A 15,351-nucleotide genomic window follows, 5' to 3' on the forward strand; every position below is an offset into this window, starting at 1 on the left:
CGCGAAGAAGAGAAGGCACTGATGAGCGCTTGCGCGAAGAAGAGAAGGCACTGATGAGCGCTTGCGCGAAGAAGAGATTGCATTGAGGCGCCGATGACCACTGGGGTGTGGCTGCTGATCGCGCTGCCGCTGGCCGGTGCCGTCGTGCTGCTGCTGTCCGGGCGCCGGTCGGACCGGTGGGGTCACCTGCTGGGCACCGCAGCGGCGGTGGCGTCGTTCGTCGTGGGGGCGGTCCTGTTCACCGGCATGCTCGGCCGCCCCGCCGAGGACCGCGCCTTGCACGAGGCGCTGTTCTCATGGGTGCCGGTCGGCGAGCTGCAGGTCGACTTCGGGCTGCAACTCGACCAGTTGTCGATGTGCTTCGTGCTGCTGATCACCGGAGTGGGCTCGTTGATCCACGTGTACTCGATCGGGTACATGGCCCACGACCCCGGCCGCAGGAGGTTCTTCGCCTACCTCAACCTGTTCCTCGCCGCGATGCTGCTGCTGGTTCTCGCCGACAACTACCTCGGGCTCTACGTCGGCTGGGAGGGTGTCGGCCTCGCGTCGTACCTGTTGATCGGGTTCTGGTCGCACAAACCGTCGGCGGCGACCGCCGCGAAGAAGGCGTTCATCGTCAACCGCGTCGGCGACATGGGGTTGGCGATCGCGTTGATGGTCATGTTCGCCACCGTCGGTTCCGTGTCGTTCGCTCAGGTGTTCGGCGCCGCACCGCAACTCGGCGAGGGCACACTCACCGCGATCGGCCTGCTGCTGCTGCTCGGCGCCTGCGGTAAGTCCGCGCAGGTGCCGCTGCAGTCCTGGCTGGGCGACGCAATGGAGGGCCCGACGCCGGTGTCGGCGCTCATCCACGCGGCCACCATGGTCACCGCCGGCGTGTATCTGATCGTGCGGTCCGGGCCGGTCTTCGACCTGGCGCCGACCGCGCAGCTCGGCGTCGTCATCGTCGGCACCGTCACGCTGTTGTTCGGCGCGATCATCGGCTGCGCCAAGGACGACATCAAGAAGGCGCTGGCCGCGTCCACGATGAGCCAGATCGGCTACATGGTGCTCGCCGCCGGGCTCGGCCCGGCCGGATACGCGTTCGCGATCATGCACCTGCTGACGCACGGCTTCTTCAAGGCCGGACTGTTCCTCGGCGCCGGCTCGGTCATGCACGCGATGGACGACGAGGTGAACATGCGCCGTTACGGCGGTCTGCGCAAGGCGCTGCCGATCACGTTCGCCACGTTCGGGCTGGGTTATCTCGCGATCATCGGGGTGCCGCCGCTGGCCGGTTTCTTCTCCAAGGACGGAATCATCGAAGCCGCGCTGGGTGCCGGTGGCGTGAAGGGCTGGATCCTCGGCGGCGCCGCGATCCTGGGCGCCGGTATCACCGCGTTCTACATGACCCGCGTGATGCTGATGACGTTCTTCGGTGAGAAGCGTTGGGCCGAGACCATCGTGCATCCGCATGAGGCGCCCGTCGTGATGACCGCGCCGATGATCGTGCTGGCCGTCGGCTCGGTGGTCTCGGGTGGGCTGCTGGCGGTCGGCGGCACGTTGTCGCACTGGCTCGAACCGGTCGTCGGCACCCACGAGGAGGCGCACGCGGTGCCCGTGGTCGTGGCCACCATCATCATCCTGTCGGTCGTCGCGGTGGGCATCGCGATCGCCTACCGCATGTACGCCAGACGCGAGGTGGCCGCCGACGTCCCCGCGGGTTCGGCGCTGACCGTCGCCGCGCGCCGGGATCTCTACGGCGATGCGCTCAACGAGGCCGTGTTCATGCGGCCCGGTCAGGCGGTGACGGCGGGCATGGTCGGGTTCGACGACCGGGCGGTCGACGGCGCGGCGAGCGGCCTCGCCGCACTGGTGGCCCGCGCATCGGACGGATTGCGCCGTGTGCAAACCGGATTCGCGCGGTCCTATGCGCTGGGCATGCTCGGCGGCGCGGCGCTCGTGGTGGCGGCGATCCTGGCGGTGAACCTGTGGTGATTCCCTGGCTGAGCGTGCTGTGGGCGGCGCCGATCGTCGGCGCCGGAGCGGTGATGCTGATGCCCCGGCGGGCGCCGGCGAAGTGGGTGGCGCTGACGGTGTCGCTGGTGGCGCTCGCGGTCACCGCCGTCATCGCCGTCGGATTCGATCCCAGCGGTGAGCAGTACCAGTTCGTCGAATCCCGGCGCTGGATACCGTCGTTCGGCACCGGCTACATCCTCGGCGTCGACGGGATCGCGCTGGCGCTGATCGTGCTGACCGCGGTGCTGGTGCCGTTGCTGATCGTCGCGGGATGGAACGACGCCGACAGCGCGCCGCAGAACCGCTCGGTGCACACCTATCTCGCGCTGACCCTGGCTGTCGAAGGCATGGTCTTCATGTCGCTGGTGGCGCTCGACGTGCTGCTGTTCTACGTGTTCTTCGAGGCCATGCTGATCCCGATGTACTTCCTCATCGGCGGGTTCGGAATGGGTACCGATCGTGCGGTGTCGTCGAGGGCGGCGGTGAAGTTCCTGCTGTACAACCTGTTCGGCGGCCTCATCATGCTTGCCGCGGTGATCGGGCTGTACGTCACCACGGCGGCCAGCGACGCATTCGAGGCCGGCACCTTCGACTTCCGGGCGATCGTCGGCGCCGTCGCCGCCGGGGATTTCGTGGTCGATCCCGCGCTACTGAATCTGATGTTCCTCGGGTTCATGTTCGCGTTCGCGGTGAAGGCACCGCTGTGGCCGCTGCACCGCTGGCTGCCCGACGCCGCGGTCGAGGCCACCCCGGCCAGTGCCGTGCTGATGATGGCGGTGATGGACAAGGTCGGCACGTTCGGCATGCTCCGGTACTGCCTGCAGTTGTTCCCCGACGCCGCAACGCTGTTCCGTCCGGTGATCATCACGCTCGCGGTGATCGGCATCGTCTACGGCGCGGTGGTCGCGATCGGCCAGACCGACGTGATGCGGCTGATCGCCTACACCTCGATCTCGCATTTCGGGTTCATCATCCTCGGCATCTTCGTGATGACGAGCCAGGGGCAGTCCGGTTCGGCGCTCTACATGGTCAACCACGGCATCTCCACCGCGGCGCTGTTCCTCATCGCGGGCTTCCTCGTGTCGCGGCGCGGTTCGCGTCTCATCGCCTCGTACGGCGGCGTGCAGAAGGTGGCGCCCGTGCTGGCCGGCACATTCCTCGTCGCGGGTCTGGCGACGTTGTCGCTGCCCGGGTTGGCGCCGTTCATCAGTGAATTCCTGGTGCTCATCGGCACGTTCACCCGCTATCCCGTCCTGGCGGTGCTGGCGGCCACGGCACTGGTGCTCTCCGCGGTCTATGTGCTGTGGATGTATCAGCGGATGATGACCGGCCCGGTGACCGAAGGCAACGAGCGGCTGCGCGACCTGGTGCCGCGTGAACTCGTCGTCGTCACACCGTTGATCGTGCTCCTGCTGGTGTTGGGTGTGTATCCGAAACCCGCGCTGGACGTGATCGACCCGGCGGTCGGGCACACGCTGACGACCATCAACCAACCGGACCCGACGCCGACATTCGCGGAGGGCGCACCGTGATCCCCACCCCCACCGTCGAATACGGCCTGATCTCCCCCATGCTGATCGTGGTGGGCGCCGCGATCGCCGGGGTGCTCATCGAGGCGTTCCTGCCCAGGCGCAGCCGTTACGCGGCACAGCTCACGCTCGCCCTGGGCGCCACGGTCGCCGCGATCGCTGCCGTCGTCGTGGTGGTCCGGCAGATGCCCGGCGAGATCGGCCGGCCCGCCGTGATGGGGTCGGTGGTGATCGACCGGCCGGCGCTGTTCCTGCAGGGCACCATCCTGCTGGTCGCCGTCCTCGGCATCCTGCTGATCGCGGAACGCCAGATTCCGGTGAACACCGAGAACGGCGGCGCCGCAGGCGGACTCGACGCGTTCACCCCGCAGGCCTCGGCGGTGCCGGGCAGCGTCGCCGAGCGGGTGGCGACCCGCGCCGGGGTGGCGCAGACCGAGGTGTTCCCGCTGACCATGTTCGCCGTCGCGGGCATGCTGCTGTTCCCCGCCGCCGACGACCTGCTCACCATGTTCATCGCGCTCGAGGTGCTCTCGCTTCCGCTGTACCTGCTGTGCGGGCTGGCGCGCCGCCGTCGCCTGCTGTCGCAGGAGGCCGCGCTCAAGTACTTCCTGCTCGGCGCGTTCTCCTCGGCGTTCTTCCTCTACGGCGTCGCGATGCTGTACGGCTACGCGGGAACGCTCGACCTTCGCGGGATCGCCGCCGCGGTCGCCGAGGACACCGGCACGACGTCGCTGGCGCTGACCGGTACGGGCCTGATCCTGGTCGGGGTGCTGTTCAAGGTGGGGGCGGCGCCGTTCCACTCGTGGATCCCCGACGTGTACCAGGGTGCGCCGACCCCGGTGACCGCGTTCATGGCGGCCGCCACCAAGATCGCGGCGTTCGGCGCCCTGCTCCGGATCTTCTACGTGGCCCTGCCCGAACTGCGCGACGACTGGCGCCCGGTGCTGTGGGCGGTGGCGATCCTGACCATGGTCGTGGGCACCGTGACGGCGGTGACCCAGACCGACGTGAAGCGGATGCTCGCGTACTCGGCGATCGCCCACTCCGGATTCATCCTCACCGGCGTGATCGCCGAGAACCGGCCGGGCCTGTCGTCGGTGCTGTTCTACCTGTTCGCGTACGGGTTCTCCACGGTGGGGGCGTTCGCGGTGGTGAGCCTGGTGCGCGACGCAGACGGGCAGGAGGAGACCGCGATGACCCGCTGGGCGGGGCTGGGCAGGCGCAATCCGCTTGTCGGCGCGGTGTTCTCGCTGTTCCTGCTGGCGTTCGCGGGAATCCCGCTGACCAGCGGCTTCGTCAGCAAGTTCGCGGTGTTCAAGGCGGCCGGCGAGGGCGGGGCGATACCGCTGGTCGTGGTCGGCGTGATCGCCAGCGCGGTCGCCGCCTACTTCTATGTGCGGGTGATCGTGTTGATGTTCTTCACCGATCCGCCCGCCGACGCACCGCAGATCGTCGTGCCCAGTGGGCTGACCACGGCCGCGGTCACCGTGACCGCCGCGGTGACGCTGGCGCTCGGCGCGCTGCCGCAACCGCTGCTCGACCTGGCCAACGGCGCCGACCAGTTCCTCCACTAGCATCCGGTTTTCGCCCAAACGAACGTTTGGGCGCGAAAGTGCGAGTGAATCCGGCCGAAACGTCGAATCCGGCGAGAGGATGGACACCATGACGCTCGTCCAGGTGGCCGACATCGACCACGTTCGGCTGCTGACCATGAACCGCCCCGAGGCACGCAATGCGCTCAGCCGCGACCTCATTCGCGGGCTCTACGCGGCGCTGTCCGAGGCCGACGACGACGAGTCGGTGCACGCCGTGGTGCTCACCGGGGCCGACCCGGCCTTCTGCGCGGGCGTCGACCTCAAAGAGGCCGCCCGCGACGGCACAGAGTACTTCGCCGAGTTCCAATCGCAGAGCTGCATCACCCGGGTCGCTCAGATGCGCACCCCGATCATCGGGGCGGTCAACGGTGCGGTGTTCACCGGCGGGCTGGAGATGGCGCTGGGGTGTGACTTCCTGATCGCCTCGCAGCGCGCGGTGTTCGCCGACACGCACGCCCGCGTCGGCATCCTGCCCGGCGGCGGGATGACCGCGCGGCTGCCGCAGGTGGTCGGCGCCGCGATGGCGCGTCGGCTGTCGATGACCGGTGAGGTGGTCGGCGCCGAGCAGGCGGAGCGGATCGGCCTGGTGACCGAGGTGGTGCCCCACGACGGGCTGCTCGACCGGGCCATCGAACTGGCCACCCAGATCGCCGAGGTGCCCGCGCCGACCATGGCGGGACTCAAGGAGATCTACACCCGCGGTACCGAGCCCGTCATCTCCCCCGCCCTGGCCGCCGAACAGGACATCGCGGGGTCGCAGGCCCGCGACTTCACCGGGCTCAGTGCGCGATTCGACAACGTCACTGCCCGCAACCGCGCACAGATCGCAAACGATTAGGCCACCACACCGCGGGTGACGATCGCGCTCGTCTGCTCCACCCACTCGTCGTCGAGGCCGCCGTCGGGACGCAGCAACAGTCCCAGCATGGTCGCGCCACCGATCACCTCGATCAGGCGGTCGGGGTCGACGTCGGCCTGCACCTCACCGCGCGCAACCGCATCTGCGAGCCGGGTGCGCACCGCCGCGAACGTGTCGGTGAACCGCTCCCGCACCCGCGCGTTGAGTTCGGGGTCAGCGGCCATATCGGCGATCAGCCCGGGCAGCGCCGCCTGGACGACCGGCCTGACGTACACGTCGCGGGCGGCGCTGATCATCGCGCGCACGTCGGCGGCGATGTCGCCGGCCGGGGTGACGAGCGCGGTCGGCGCGGCGGGGAACGCCGCCTCGTGCACCAGCTCCGCCTTACTCGACCACCGGCGGTAGATCGCGGTCTTGGTGGTGCCGGCGCGGTCGGCGACGGCGGCCATCGTCAGACTCGAATAACCGTTTTGCACAAGAAGATCCGCAGTGGCCTGCAGTATGGCAGCGTCGATTCGCGGGTCACGCGGACGGCCCGCGGCCTGGACCTTGCCAACCGCAGGTGTGTCTGATTTCATAACGCTACTGATCGTATCGTAATTCGGCCGGAGGAAGATCGCATGACACCTGAACCGACGGTCGAGACGGACGTCAGCCGCCTCCAACACTCCAGCCGCGACGTCGCCGCGCTTCCCGAGATCATGTCGCGTTGGCTGGCCACCCACCTGCCCGACGGTGCCGCGCCCGAAGTGCGTGTCGAGAGTGGTATCGACGCCAACGGGATGAGTTCGGAGACCATCGTGCTGACCGTCGTCCTCGACGGCACACCGCAGCGCTTCGTGGCCCGCGTCGCCCCGACCGCGGAGGACGTACCGGTGTTCTCGGAGTACCAGATGGACCACCAGTTCGAGCTCCTGCGGTTGGTGGCCGAGTTGACCGACGTACCCGTCCCGCCGGTGCGGTGGCTGGAGCCGACCGGCGAGGTCCTCGGTGCGCCGTTCTTCCTCATGGAGCACATCGACGGCGTGGTGCCGCCCGACATCATGCCCTACACCTTCGGCGGCAACTGGCTCTACGACGCCACCCCCGAACAGCAACGCCGACTGCAGGACAGCACCGTCGAAGTGCTCGCGAAGTTGCACTCCATCCCCGACCCGCTGACCACGTTCGGCTTCCTCGCGGGTGGCTCCACGGACAACGCGCTGCGCCGAAACCTCGACTGGCTCAAGGGTTGGTACGAGTTCGCCGCCGCCGACATCGGCCGCGCCGCACTCGTCGAGCGGGCGCTGGAGTGGTTGGAGGCGCACTGGCCGGCCGACGTCGCCGCGACCGACCCTGTCCTCCAGTGGGGCGACAGCCGCGTGGGCAACGTCCTCTACCGCGATTTCCGGCCGGTCGCCGTGCTGGACTGGGAGATGGCCACGCTCGGCCCGCGCGAGATGGACGTGGCCTGGATGGTGTTCTCGCACATGGTGTTCCAGGAGCTCACCGGTCTGGCAGGGCTCGAGGGCATGCCGCACTTCATGCGTGAGGAGGACGTGAAAGCCACCTACGCCGACCTGACCGGCGTGCAACTCGACGACCTGCACTGGTTCTTCGTGTACGCCGGGACCATCTGGGCATGCGTGTTCATGCGCACCAGTGCGCGCCGTGTGCGGTTCGGCGAGATCGAACAGCCCACCGACGTCGAATCGCTGTTCTATCACGGCGCGCTGCTGCGCCGCCTCATCGGAGAGGATGCGTAATGCTCGGACCCATGGACGAATTCCCGGTACACCAGATCCCGCAGCCGATCGCGTGGCCGGGGTCCTCGGACCGGAACTTCTACGACCGTTCCTATTTCAACGCCCACGACCGAAGCGGCGACATCTTCCTGATCACCGGCATCGGTTACTACCCGAACCTCGGCGTCAAGGACGCCTTCGTGCTGGTGTCCCGGCGCGGCGGCGAGAAGGGCCTGCTGGGCGACACGCACACCGCCGTGCATCTGTCGGACGGAATCGACCAGGACCGGTTGAACCAGCACGTCGGCAACTACCGCGTGGAGGTCATCGAACCGCTGCGCAAACTGCGCATCGTGATGGACGAAACCGAGGGTGTCGCGGTCGATCTGACCTGGGAGGGCCTGTTCGACGTCGTGCAGGAACAGCCGCACATCATGCGGACCGGTAACCGGGTCACCCTGGACGCGCAGCGGTTCGCCCAGGTGGGCGCCTGGAGCGGACGAATCCTGCTCGACGGTGAGGAGATCGCGGTCGACCCACAGACGTGGATCGGCAGCCGCGACCGGTCGTGGGGCATCCGGCCGATCGGCGAGGCCGAACCCGCCGGCCGCCCGGCCGATCCGCCCTTCGAAGGCATGTGGTGGCTGTACGTCCCGATGGCGTTCGACGACTTCGCGATCGTGCTGATCATCCAGGAGGACCCCAGCGGCTTCCGCTCACTCAACGACTGCACCAGGGTGTGGCGCGACGGGCGCGTCGAGCAGTTGGGGTGGCCGAGGGTGAAGATCCACTACACGTCCGGAACACGAATCCCCTACGGCGCGACCATCGAAGCCACGACGGGTGACGGCTCCCCGATCGTGTTCGACGTGGAGTCCAAGCTGCCGGTGCCCATCCACATCGGCGGCGGCTACGGCGGTGACGCCGATTGGCTGCACGGAGTGTGGAAGGGCGAGAAGTTCACCGAGCGACGTGATTACGACCTGAGCGACCCGTCGGTGTCGGGACGGGCGATGTTCGGCGTGATCGACCACGTCGGCCGGGCGACCTGTTCGGTCAACGGCCGCACCGTCGAAGGGTGGGGGCTGTTCGAGCACGGCGCGCTCGGCCGCCACGACCCATCGGGGTTCGCCGACTGGCTCACCTTGGCCCCTTAGCGAAACGGCGGTGCAGCAGCTGCTTTGACACGCCGAGGATGCGGGCGATCTCACCCCAGGAGAGGCCGACCTCGCGGCCGGTCAGCACTGCTTCGTCGTAGCGGACCCGGGCGCGGGCGAGATCATCGCGCGCTGTGGCGAGTGCGCGTATGCCCGCCCCGGACCAGATGTCGATGAGCACCGGGTCAGATCTGTCCGGTACTCCCGTGGCATCCGAATCGGGTTCGGGCGCATGCGATTCGAGCGCTCGCTCGAATTCCTCACCCGAGCGGCGGAGGACCTCCGCAAGGCCGGGGTCGGTCGCCCACCACGGTGGCTTTGCTTGCTCCATCAGGCCTCCCGCCGTCTCGCGTCAGCACGTGATGACGCTGTTGACGACATTGTGCGATCGGCTTCCGACAACACGTGTTGACAGAGCCCGTCAACAAACGTTGACGCCGATGACGACCACCCGCCAACGCCGTCCCGACAACACGTGTCGATCAAGCCCGCCAGCGGGGGTTCAGGCGGGTTGGGGCTCCTGCGCCGGCACGCGCCCGAACACCATCGACTCCTCGATCCGGTCGAAGCGGTGGTCGATCGCGTCGAGCACATAGTTGTGCCGCACGTTCCACGGCCGGTGCGTGCCCGACTTCGGCAGGGCATGCGGTGCCCGTTGGACGTAGCCGGCGTTGATGTTCCACGCCGGCTTCTCCGCCATCGGCTTGTCGCCGAGGTGCGGGTAGGCATGCGTGTAGCCGTGCTCGTCCATGAACGCGACCAGTCGCGCGAATGCCCGCGCGGTCAGGTCCGCGCGCAGCGTCCACGACGCGTTGATGTAGCCCACGCACCAGGCCAGGTTCGGCACGTCTTCGAGCATGTGCTCCTTGAACACGAACCGGTCCTGCGGTTTGATCTCCGCACCGTCGATGCTCAGCGTGATCCCGCCGAGGGCCTGCAACTCGAGTCCGGTGGCGGTGACGATCACGTCGGCGTCGATCCGCTCACCCGAACGCAACAGAACGCCGTGCTCGTCGAACGTGTCGATGTGGTCGGTCACCACCTCGGCCCGCCCCTCGGCGATCGCCGAATAGAGGTCGTCGTCCAGGCTCAGGCACATCCGCTGATCCCACGGGTCGTAGCGCGGGTTGAAGTGCACGTCGACCGGATAGCCCTCGGGCAGCGTCTTGGCGGCCTGACTGCGGATGAACCGCCGCACCAGGCGAGGCGCCTTCCGGGACAGCGCATAAGTGGAGACGATGAACGCCAGGTTGTAGAACCGCACGAGGTGGAAGGCGATCCGCGCCGGGAACACCTTGCGGATGGCCTGCACCACCGGGTTGATCCGCGGCGACGACAGCACGTAGGTCGGCGAGCGCTGCAACATCGTGACGCGGCCGGCGTCGCGGGCCAGCGCGGGGACCATGCTGATCGCGGTGGCGCCGCTGCCGATCACCACGATGTTCTTGCCGGCGTAGTCGAGGGACTCCGGCCAGTGCTGCGGATGCACGACCTCGCCGCCGAACTTCTCGATGCCCGGGAACACGGGGCGGTACGGCTCGTCGTAGTTGTAGTAGCCGGTGCCGAAGAACAGGAACCTGCTGCAGTAGGTCCGCTGTTGCCCGTCCTGCTCGGTGCGCACGGTCCAGGTGTCGGTGGCCGAATCCCAGTCCGCCGACAGCACGTGGGTGTTGAACCGGATGTGGCGATCGATGCCGTGCTTGCGGGCGGTAGCGGTCAGGTATTCGCGGATGTCGGCGCCGTCGGCGACGTTCTCCGGCCTGGTCCACCGCTCGAACGGAAAGCTCAGCGTGAAGATGTCGCTGTCCGAGCGGATGCCCGGATAGCGGAACAGATCCCACGTGCCGCCGATCCGCGCCCGGCGCTCGAGCAGCGTGTACGTCAGCCCCGGGTTCCTCTCCTGCAGGCGGTAGGCCGCGCCTATGCCCGAAATACCGGCACCGATGATCAAGACATCGGTGTGATCAGCGTCGACGCTGCCCATGGAACCTCCATTGGTCCGCTTACGTACCGACCCCCACCATAGGGCTCACCCACGCAGCGCGTCGACGATCTGGGCCAACGAATCCACGTCGATCGGCCGGGGCTGATAGAGGCAGATGCGATCGGCAACGCCGGCCACCCGGTCGCGGATGTGCGCGGCGATCTCCACCGGACTGCCGCACGCCGCGATGGTGTGCAGCACCTCGTCGGGGATGAGCGTGGCCATCTCCTGCCAGCGGCCCTGTTTGGACATCGCATGCAGTTCCGGCTGAAGATCGCCCCACCCGTGGAGGTCCAGCACCGGACGGTAGGCCGGCGTCGACCCGTAGAACGCCAGCAACTGTCGGGTGGCGGCGTGGTCGGGATTCTGGTCGGAGGCGACGGACACGATGATCTCCGGGACGACGGTGAACTCCGCGGCATCGCGTCCCGCGGCGGCGAGCCCATCGGCGACCGCCGACATCGTCGATTCGTGCAGGAAGCGTTTGGTGCCGAACGGCATCACCAGCAGCCCGTCGGCGTGTTCGGCGGTCGCCCTGGTCAGCCGGGGGCCGAGCGCCCCCACGTAGATCGGCGGCGGTCCGAAGGTGTTGCCGCGCGGCGTGAAGTTCGGTGTCATCAGCGTGTGCCGGTAGAACTCCCCGCGGAACTCCAGCCGCTCCCCGGTCGACCAGGTCGCGAAGATCGCCCGCAGCGCACCGATCAACTCGGTCATCCGCGCGACCGGACGGTCGAACTCGGCGCCGAACCGTTTCTCGATCTGCGTGCGGATCTGGGTGCCCAGACCGAGCGTGAACCGCCCGCCGGACAGAATCTGGTGGTCGACGGCCTGATGCGCGAGGTGAATCGGATTGCGTGGGAACGCGATCGCGACGTTGGTCATCAGGTCCAGCCCGCCGGCCGTCGCGGCGAGCGTCAGCGGGGTGAACACGTCGTGGGGTCCCTCGAAGGTGAACACCCCGGCGGCGCCCGCCTCGCGCAGGGCGTGGACCCGTTCGATCGCATCTGTCGGCCCGAACAGCGCCGTCATCACCTGCACGACGTGAGAGCCTAGTCGGATGACTGCACCGGCCGGCGCCGACGTCGTCGTGGTGGGGGCCGGGTTCGCCGGGCTCACGGCGGCCCGCGAACTCACCCGCCGCGGCCACGACGTCGTGGTGTTCGAAGGACGCGACCGGGTCGGCGGCCGGGCGTACACCACGACGGTCGCGGGCATCCCCGTCGACCTGGGCGCCACGTTCATCGGCCCGACCCAGGACGCGGTCACCGCGCTGGCGGCCGAGCTGGGCTGCGACACCGTCCGCACGTACAGCCGCGGCAAGAACCTCATCCGCTGGCGCGGGCGGGTGCGCTCCTACCGCAGCACGGTCCCGCGGCTGTCGATCATCGAACTGCTCGACGTCAGCCGCATCCAATGGCGCTTCGAACGGCTGTGCAAGCAGATCCCGCTCGCCGCGCCGTGGACCGCGGCGAGCGCGCACCGGCTCGACGACCTCAGCCTCGAACAGTGGCTGCGCTCGGTGCACGCGAGTGCCTCCACCCGCGACCTGATGGCGATCATGTCGCGGGTGACATGGGGGTGCGAACCCGATGCCGTGTCGATGCTGCACGCCGCGCGCTACGTCAAGGCGGCCGGCGGTATCGGATGCATGCTCGACGTCGAGGGCGGCGCGCAGCAGGACCGCTTCCCGGGCGGCGTCCAGGAGATCGCATCCCGGATGGCCGCGGAGCTGGGCGACCGGGTCCGGACCGGCGCGCCGGTGCGCCGTGTGGAGCGCGACGCCGACGGGACGCTGCACGTGCACACCGACACCGGCCGCACGACGGCGCGCGCGGTGATCGTCGCGATCGCGCCCGCCCACCGCGAGGCGATCACGTTCGAGCCGCGGCTACCGGCCGGCTACACCGACCTGGCCGCACACTGGCCGCAGGGCCGGTTGAGCAAGGCCTACGCGGCCTACGACCGACCGTTCTGGCGCGAGGGCGGCTGTTCGGGTGAGGCCCTGTCCGACGAGGGGCCGGTGTTCATCACCTTCGACGTCAGCCCGTCCGACGACGGGCCCGGGATCCTTCTCGGGTTCACCGACGCCGCCGCGTTCGACGTACTCTCGCCCGAGGAGCGCCGCACCCGTGCGCTCGCCGGGTTCGCGGCGCTGTTCGGCGACGCGGCCGCGGCGCCGATCGACTACGTCGACCACCTGTGGGGTGCCGAGGCATTCGCGCCGGGCGGCCCGACAGCGGCGGTGCCACCGGGCGCGTGGACGGCGTACGGTCAGTGGCTGCGCACACCGGCCGACGGAATCCATTGGGCGGGAACCGAAACCGCGGACCGGTGGACGGGCTTCCTCGACGGTGCGGTGCGCTCGGGGCAGCGGGCCGCCGCCGAGGTGCACGAGCGGTTGTCGCGTTAGGACGTGGCGCGGCGCGGCGCGCTCACGGACTCCACCAGGTTGCGCAGGGCGCCGTTGACCTCGTCCGGGCGTTCCAGGATCGCGCAGTGGCCGCCGGTCAGCTCGAGGAACGCCGCGAGGTTGGGCACCGTCTGGGCGATCCGCTTCGCGGAGGTGATCGGCAGCAGGCGGTCCTTGTCGCTGCCGATCACGAGCGTCGGCACGTGCAGGTTCTCCAGGCCGATGTGGCGCGGACCCAGAGATTCGACCAGGACCCTGGCCCAGCCGCCCCGACCCGCGGCGGGTGTGCCGGCGAACAGTTCGAACACGAACGCGGCGACCGCGGGGTCGGCGGCACGGCCGACGGCCAGCTCGGAGACGAAGCGGCGGCCCGGCCGGTGCGCCGCGGCGAGCAGGGGTGCCGCGCCGAACGTCTTGATCACGGTGCCTGCGGCGCGGACCCGCGTCGCCGACAGCCGGTGCGGCACGGGGAGGAACTGGATGTCGCGCAGCAGGTCTCCGGTGGTGGTGTTGATCAGCGCGACGCCCGCGGCACGTTGCGCCACCCGCTCGGGGAAGCGTTCGGCCCAGCTCGTGATGGCGATCCCGCCCATCGAGTGACCCGCGACCACCGCCCGCTCGCCGGGGGCGACGGTCGCGTCGAGCACCGCGTCGAGGTCGGCGGCCAGATAGTCGAGGCTGTAGTTGCCGCGCCGCGGCGGTACCCCGCTGCGCCCGTGTCCGCGATGGTCGAAGGCGATCACCCGGTGATCGCGCGCGAGGTCGGCGATCTGATAGGCCCAGACCCGGATCGCGCAGGTGATGCCGTGGGCGAGGACGACCGGCGGAGCGTCGTCGGGCCCGAAGACCTCGGTGTGCAACCGCACCCCGTCGACCGAGCGCACGGGGACCACCCGGCTCGGCGGCAAGGCCCGCGCGGCAGCGAATCGGGTGGTTGGTCGTACGCCGCTCACGGGTGCTCCCATCAGTGCCGGCAACGTCGCCGGGTTTTACAGCCTAGCTCTCGGTGACGAGCACCGGCTTGATAACGCGCCCGGATTTGGCGGCCGACCAGGCGGCATCGAAGTTCTCGAACGGGAAGGTCGTGACCAACCGGTCTAGCGGCAGTTCGCCGGACCTCGTGAGGGCGACCAGACGCGGGATGAAGGCGTGGGGTTCGCTGTCGCCTTCGACGACGCCGCGCACCGTCAGACCCCGACCCATGATCAGCCCGACCGGCAGCGGTGCGACGGGCGCGCCGAGTCCGACGAGTGCCAGCGCGCCGCGCGGGCGCAGCACGGTGAGCGCGGCGGAGAGCACGTCGGGCGCCGCGGTGGTGTCGACGGCGGCGTGCGCACCGCCACCGGTCACGTCGAGTACGGCGGCCGCGACGCCGTCGCCGGCGGGGTCGACGGTCGCGGTGGCACCGAGTTCTGCGGCCAGTTCCCGCCGGCGCGCGACCGGGTCGACGGCGACGATGGCGCGGCACCCGGCGATGCGCGCACCCATCACGGCGGACAGGCCGACCGCGCCGGCGCCGAACACGACCACGGTGTCCTCGGGACCCGCGGCCAGGGCGTTGAGGACGGTGCCGACCCCGGTCTGCACGCTGCACCCGAGCGGTGCGGCCAGCGCCGGATCGAGATCGCCGTCGACGGCCACGGTGTTGCGTTGGCGCGCAAGGGCATAGGTGGCGTGACTGGACTGCCCGAAGAAGCCGCCGGCGACGGGTTGGCCGTCCAAACGCAGGGCGCTCGACTCCCCCGCCCCGTCGCCGCGCATGTTGTGTTCGGTGGATCGTTCGCAGTACGCGGGCTGTCCCGCCGCGCAGAAGGAGCACCGGCCACAACTGGCGAAGGTGAGCACCACCGGCTGTCCGGTGGGCAGGTCGGCCTCGGGTCCGCAGGCCACGACGGTGCCCGCGCCCTCGTGACCGAACACCATGGGCAGGCGTCTGTCCGGCCAGCGGGCGGCCACGCTGACGTCGGTGTGGCAGATGCCCACCGCGTCGATGCGGACCAGGACCTCGTCGCCGACGGGCGGCCGGATGACCACATCGGCCAGGGTGGGGTCTGCCCCGGCTCGGAGCAGTACCGCGGCACGGGCGTCGATCACC

13 protein-coding genes are annotated in these 15,351 nt (G+C 69.3%); 7 read left to right on the top strand and 6 right to left on the bottom strand.

Features of this window, described 5'->3' with window-relative positions:
- Positions 1-93: 93 nt before the first annotated feature.
- From nuoL to AU195_RS13290, 4 genes are all read left to right on the top strand, one after another.
- Positions 94-1,977, top strand: coding sequence for an NADH-quinone oxidoreductase subunit L (gene nuoL / locus AU195_RS13275; protein WP_059159541.1), 1,884 nt, complete (start codon positions 94-96; stop codon positions 1,975-1,977).
- Positions 1,971-3,530: an NADH-quinone oxidoreductase subunit M gene (locus AU195_RS13280; RefSeq protein WP_059159542.1), complete on the top strand. Its 1,560-nt coding sequence runs from the start codon at positions 1,971-1,973 to the stop codon at positions 3,528-3,530. Before nuoL ends, AU195_RS13280 begins: the two co-directional genes overlap by 7 nt.
- 38 nt (positions 3,531-3,568) lie before the next feature.
- The gene (nuoN, locus tag AU195_RS13285; protein WP_059159712.1) at positions 3,569-5,101 is read left to right on the top strand and encodes an NADH-quinone oxidoreductase subunit NuoN; all 1,533 of its coding nucleotides are present in this window, start codon (positions 3,569-3,571) and stop codon (positions 5,099-5,101) included.
- Positions 5,102-5,189: 88 nt separating this feature from the next.
- Positions 5,190-5,960 carry an enoyl-CoA hydratase gene (locus tag AU195_RS13290; protein WP_059159713.1) on the top strand — a complete coding sequence of 257 codons (771 nt, stop codon included), beginning with the start codon at positions 5,190-5,192 and terminating at the stop codon, positions 5,958-5,960.
- On the opposite strand, the gene AU195_RS13295 is transcribed toward AU195_RS13290, so the two are convergent.
- The gene (locus tag AU195_RS13295; protein ID WP_059159543.1) at positions 5,957-6,559 is read right to left on the bottom strand and encodes a TetR/AcrR family transcriptional regulator; all 603 of its coding nucleotides are present in this window, start codon (positions 6,557-6,559) and stop codon (positions 5,957-5,959) included. The genes AU195_RS13290 and AU195_RS13295 overlap by 4 nt on opposite strands.
- Before the next feature lie 42 nt (positions 6,560-6,601).
- On the opposite strand from AU195_RS13295, the gene AU195_RS13300 reads away from it, so the two are divergent.
- Positions 6,602-7,726, top strand: a complete 1,125-nt coding sequence (locus tag AU195_RS13300) for a phosphotransferase family protein (RefSeq protein ID WP_059159544.1) — start codon at positions 6,602-6,604, stop codon at positions 7,724-7,726.
- A complete protein-coding gene (locus AU195_RS13305) occupies positions 7,726-8,862 on the top strand; it encodes an Rv3169 family protein (RefSeq protein ID WP_059159545.1) in 1,137 nt (378 codons plus the stop codon). The genes AU195_RS13300 and AU195_RS13305 overlap by 1 nt, the downstream gene beginning before the upstream one ends.
- On the opposite strand, the gene AU195_RS26195 is transcribed toward AU195_RS13305, so the two are convergent.
- From AU195_RS26195 to AU195_RS13320, 3 genes are all read right to left on the bottom strand, one after another.
- On the bottom strand, positions 8,846-9,193 hold the full coding sequence (locus AU195_RS26195; RefSeq protein WP_286149231.1) for a hypothetical protein: 348 nt from the start codon (positions 9,191-9,193) through the stop codon (positions 8,846-8,848). The two genes, AU195_RS13305 and AU195_RS26195, sit on opposite strands and share 17 nt — an antisense overlap.
- A gap of 171 nt (positions 9,194-9,364) precedes the next feature.
- Positions 9,365-10,846, bottom strand: a complete 1,482-nt coding sequence (locus tag AU195_RS13315) for a flavin-containing monooxygenase (RefSeq protein WP_059159547.1) — start codon at positions 10,844-10,846, stop codon at positions 9,365-9,367.
- 45 nt (positions 10,847-10,891) lie between these two features.
- Positions 10,892-11,875: a TIGR03617 family F420-dependent LLM class oxidoreductase gene (locus AU195_RS13320; RefSeq protein ID WP_059159714.1), complete on the bottom strand. Its 984-nt coding sequence runs from the start codon at positions 11,873-11,875 to the stop codon at positions 10,892-10,894.
- Positions 11,876-11,903: 28 nt separating this feature from the next.
- Between AU195_RS13320 and AU195_RS13325 the strand changes: the two genes are divergently transcribed.
- Entirely contained in the window at positions 11,904-13,256 is a 1,353-nt protein-coding gene (locus AU195_RS13325) for a flavin monoamine oxidase family protein (RefSeq protein ID WP_059159548.1), read from the top strand.
- Here the strand turns inward: AU195_RS13325 and AU195_RS13330 are convergent.
- Both AU195_RS13330 and AU195_RS13335 read right to left on the bottom strand, forming a co-directional pair.
- Positions 13,253-14,221, bottom strand: coding sequence for an alpha/beta fold hydrolase (locus tag AU195_RS13330; protein WP_172800566.1), 969 nt, complete (start codon positions 14,219-14,221; stop codon positions 13,253-13,255). The genes AU195_RS13325 and AU195_RS13330 overlap by 4 nt on opposite strands.
- Positions 14,222-14,252: 31 nt before the next feature.
- Positions 14,253-15,350 carry an NAD(P)-dependent alcohol dehydrogenase gene (locus AU195_RS13335; RefSeq protein ID WP_059159550.1) on the bottom strand — a complete coding sequence of 366 codons (1,098 nt, stop codon included), beginning with the start codon at positions 15,348-15,350 and terminating at the stop codon, positions 14,253-14,255.
- Position 15,351: the final 1 nt, after the last annotated feature.

Source organism: Mycobacterium sp. IS-1496, assembly GCF_001499995.1.
Taxonomy (GTDB): domain Bacteria; phylum Actinomycetota; class Actinomycetes; order Mycobacteriales; family Mycobacteriaceae; genus Mycobacterium.

What these genes read in the sequence shown, in the direction of transcription:
- nuoL (WP_059159541.1), top strand. Translation starts at nt 94, where the DNA reads ATGACCACTGGGGTGTGGCTGCTGATCGCGCTGCCGCTGGCCGGTGCC.
- nuoN (WP_059159712.1), top strand. Translation starts at nt 3,569, where the DNA reads ATGCTGATCGTGGTGGGCGCCGCGATCGCCGGGGTGCTCATCGAGGCG.
- AU195_RS13290 (WP_059159713.1), top strand. Translation starts at nt 5,190, where the DNA reads ATGACGCTCGTCCAGGTGGCCGACATCGACCACGTTCGGCTGCTGACC.
- AU195_RS13295 (WP_059159543.1), bottom strand. Translation starts at nt 6,559, where the DNA reads ATGAAATCAGACACACCTGCGGTTGGCAAGGTCCAGGCCGCGGGCCGT.
- AU195_RS13300 (WP_059159544.1), top strand. Translation starts at nt 6,602, where the DNA reads ATGACACCTGAACCGACGGTCGAGACGGACGTCAGCCGCCTCCAACAC.
- AU195_RS13305 (WP_059159545.1), top strand. Translation starts at nt 7,726, where the DNA reads ATGCTCGGACCCATGGACGAATTCCCGGTACACCAGATCCCGCAGCCG.
- AU195_RS26195 (WP_286149231.1), bottom strand. Translation starts at nt 9,193, where the DNA reads ATGGAGCAAGCAAAGCCACCGTGGTGGGCGACCGACCCCGGCCTTGCG.
- AU195_RS13315 (WP_059159547.1), bottom strand. Translation starts at nt 10,846, where the DNA reads ATGGGCAGCGTCGACGCTGATCACACCGATGTCTTGATCATCGGTGCC.
- AU195_RS13320 (WP_059159714.1), bottom strand. Translation starts at nt 11,875, where the DNA reads ATGACGGCGCTGTTCGGGCCGACAGATGCGATCGAACGGGTCCACGCC.
- AU195_RS13325 (WP_059159548.1), top strand. Translation starts at nt 11,904, where the DNA reads ATGACTGCACCGGCCGGCGCCGACGTCGTCGTGGTGGGGGCCGGGTTC.
- AU195_RS13330 (WP_172800566.1), bottom strand. Translation starts at nt 14,221, where the DNA reads ATGGGAGCACCCGTGAGCGGCGTACGACCAACCACCCGATTCGCTGCC.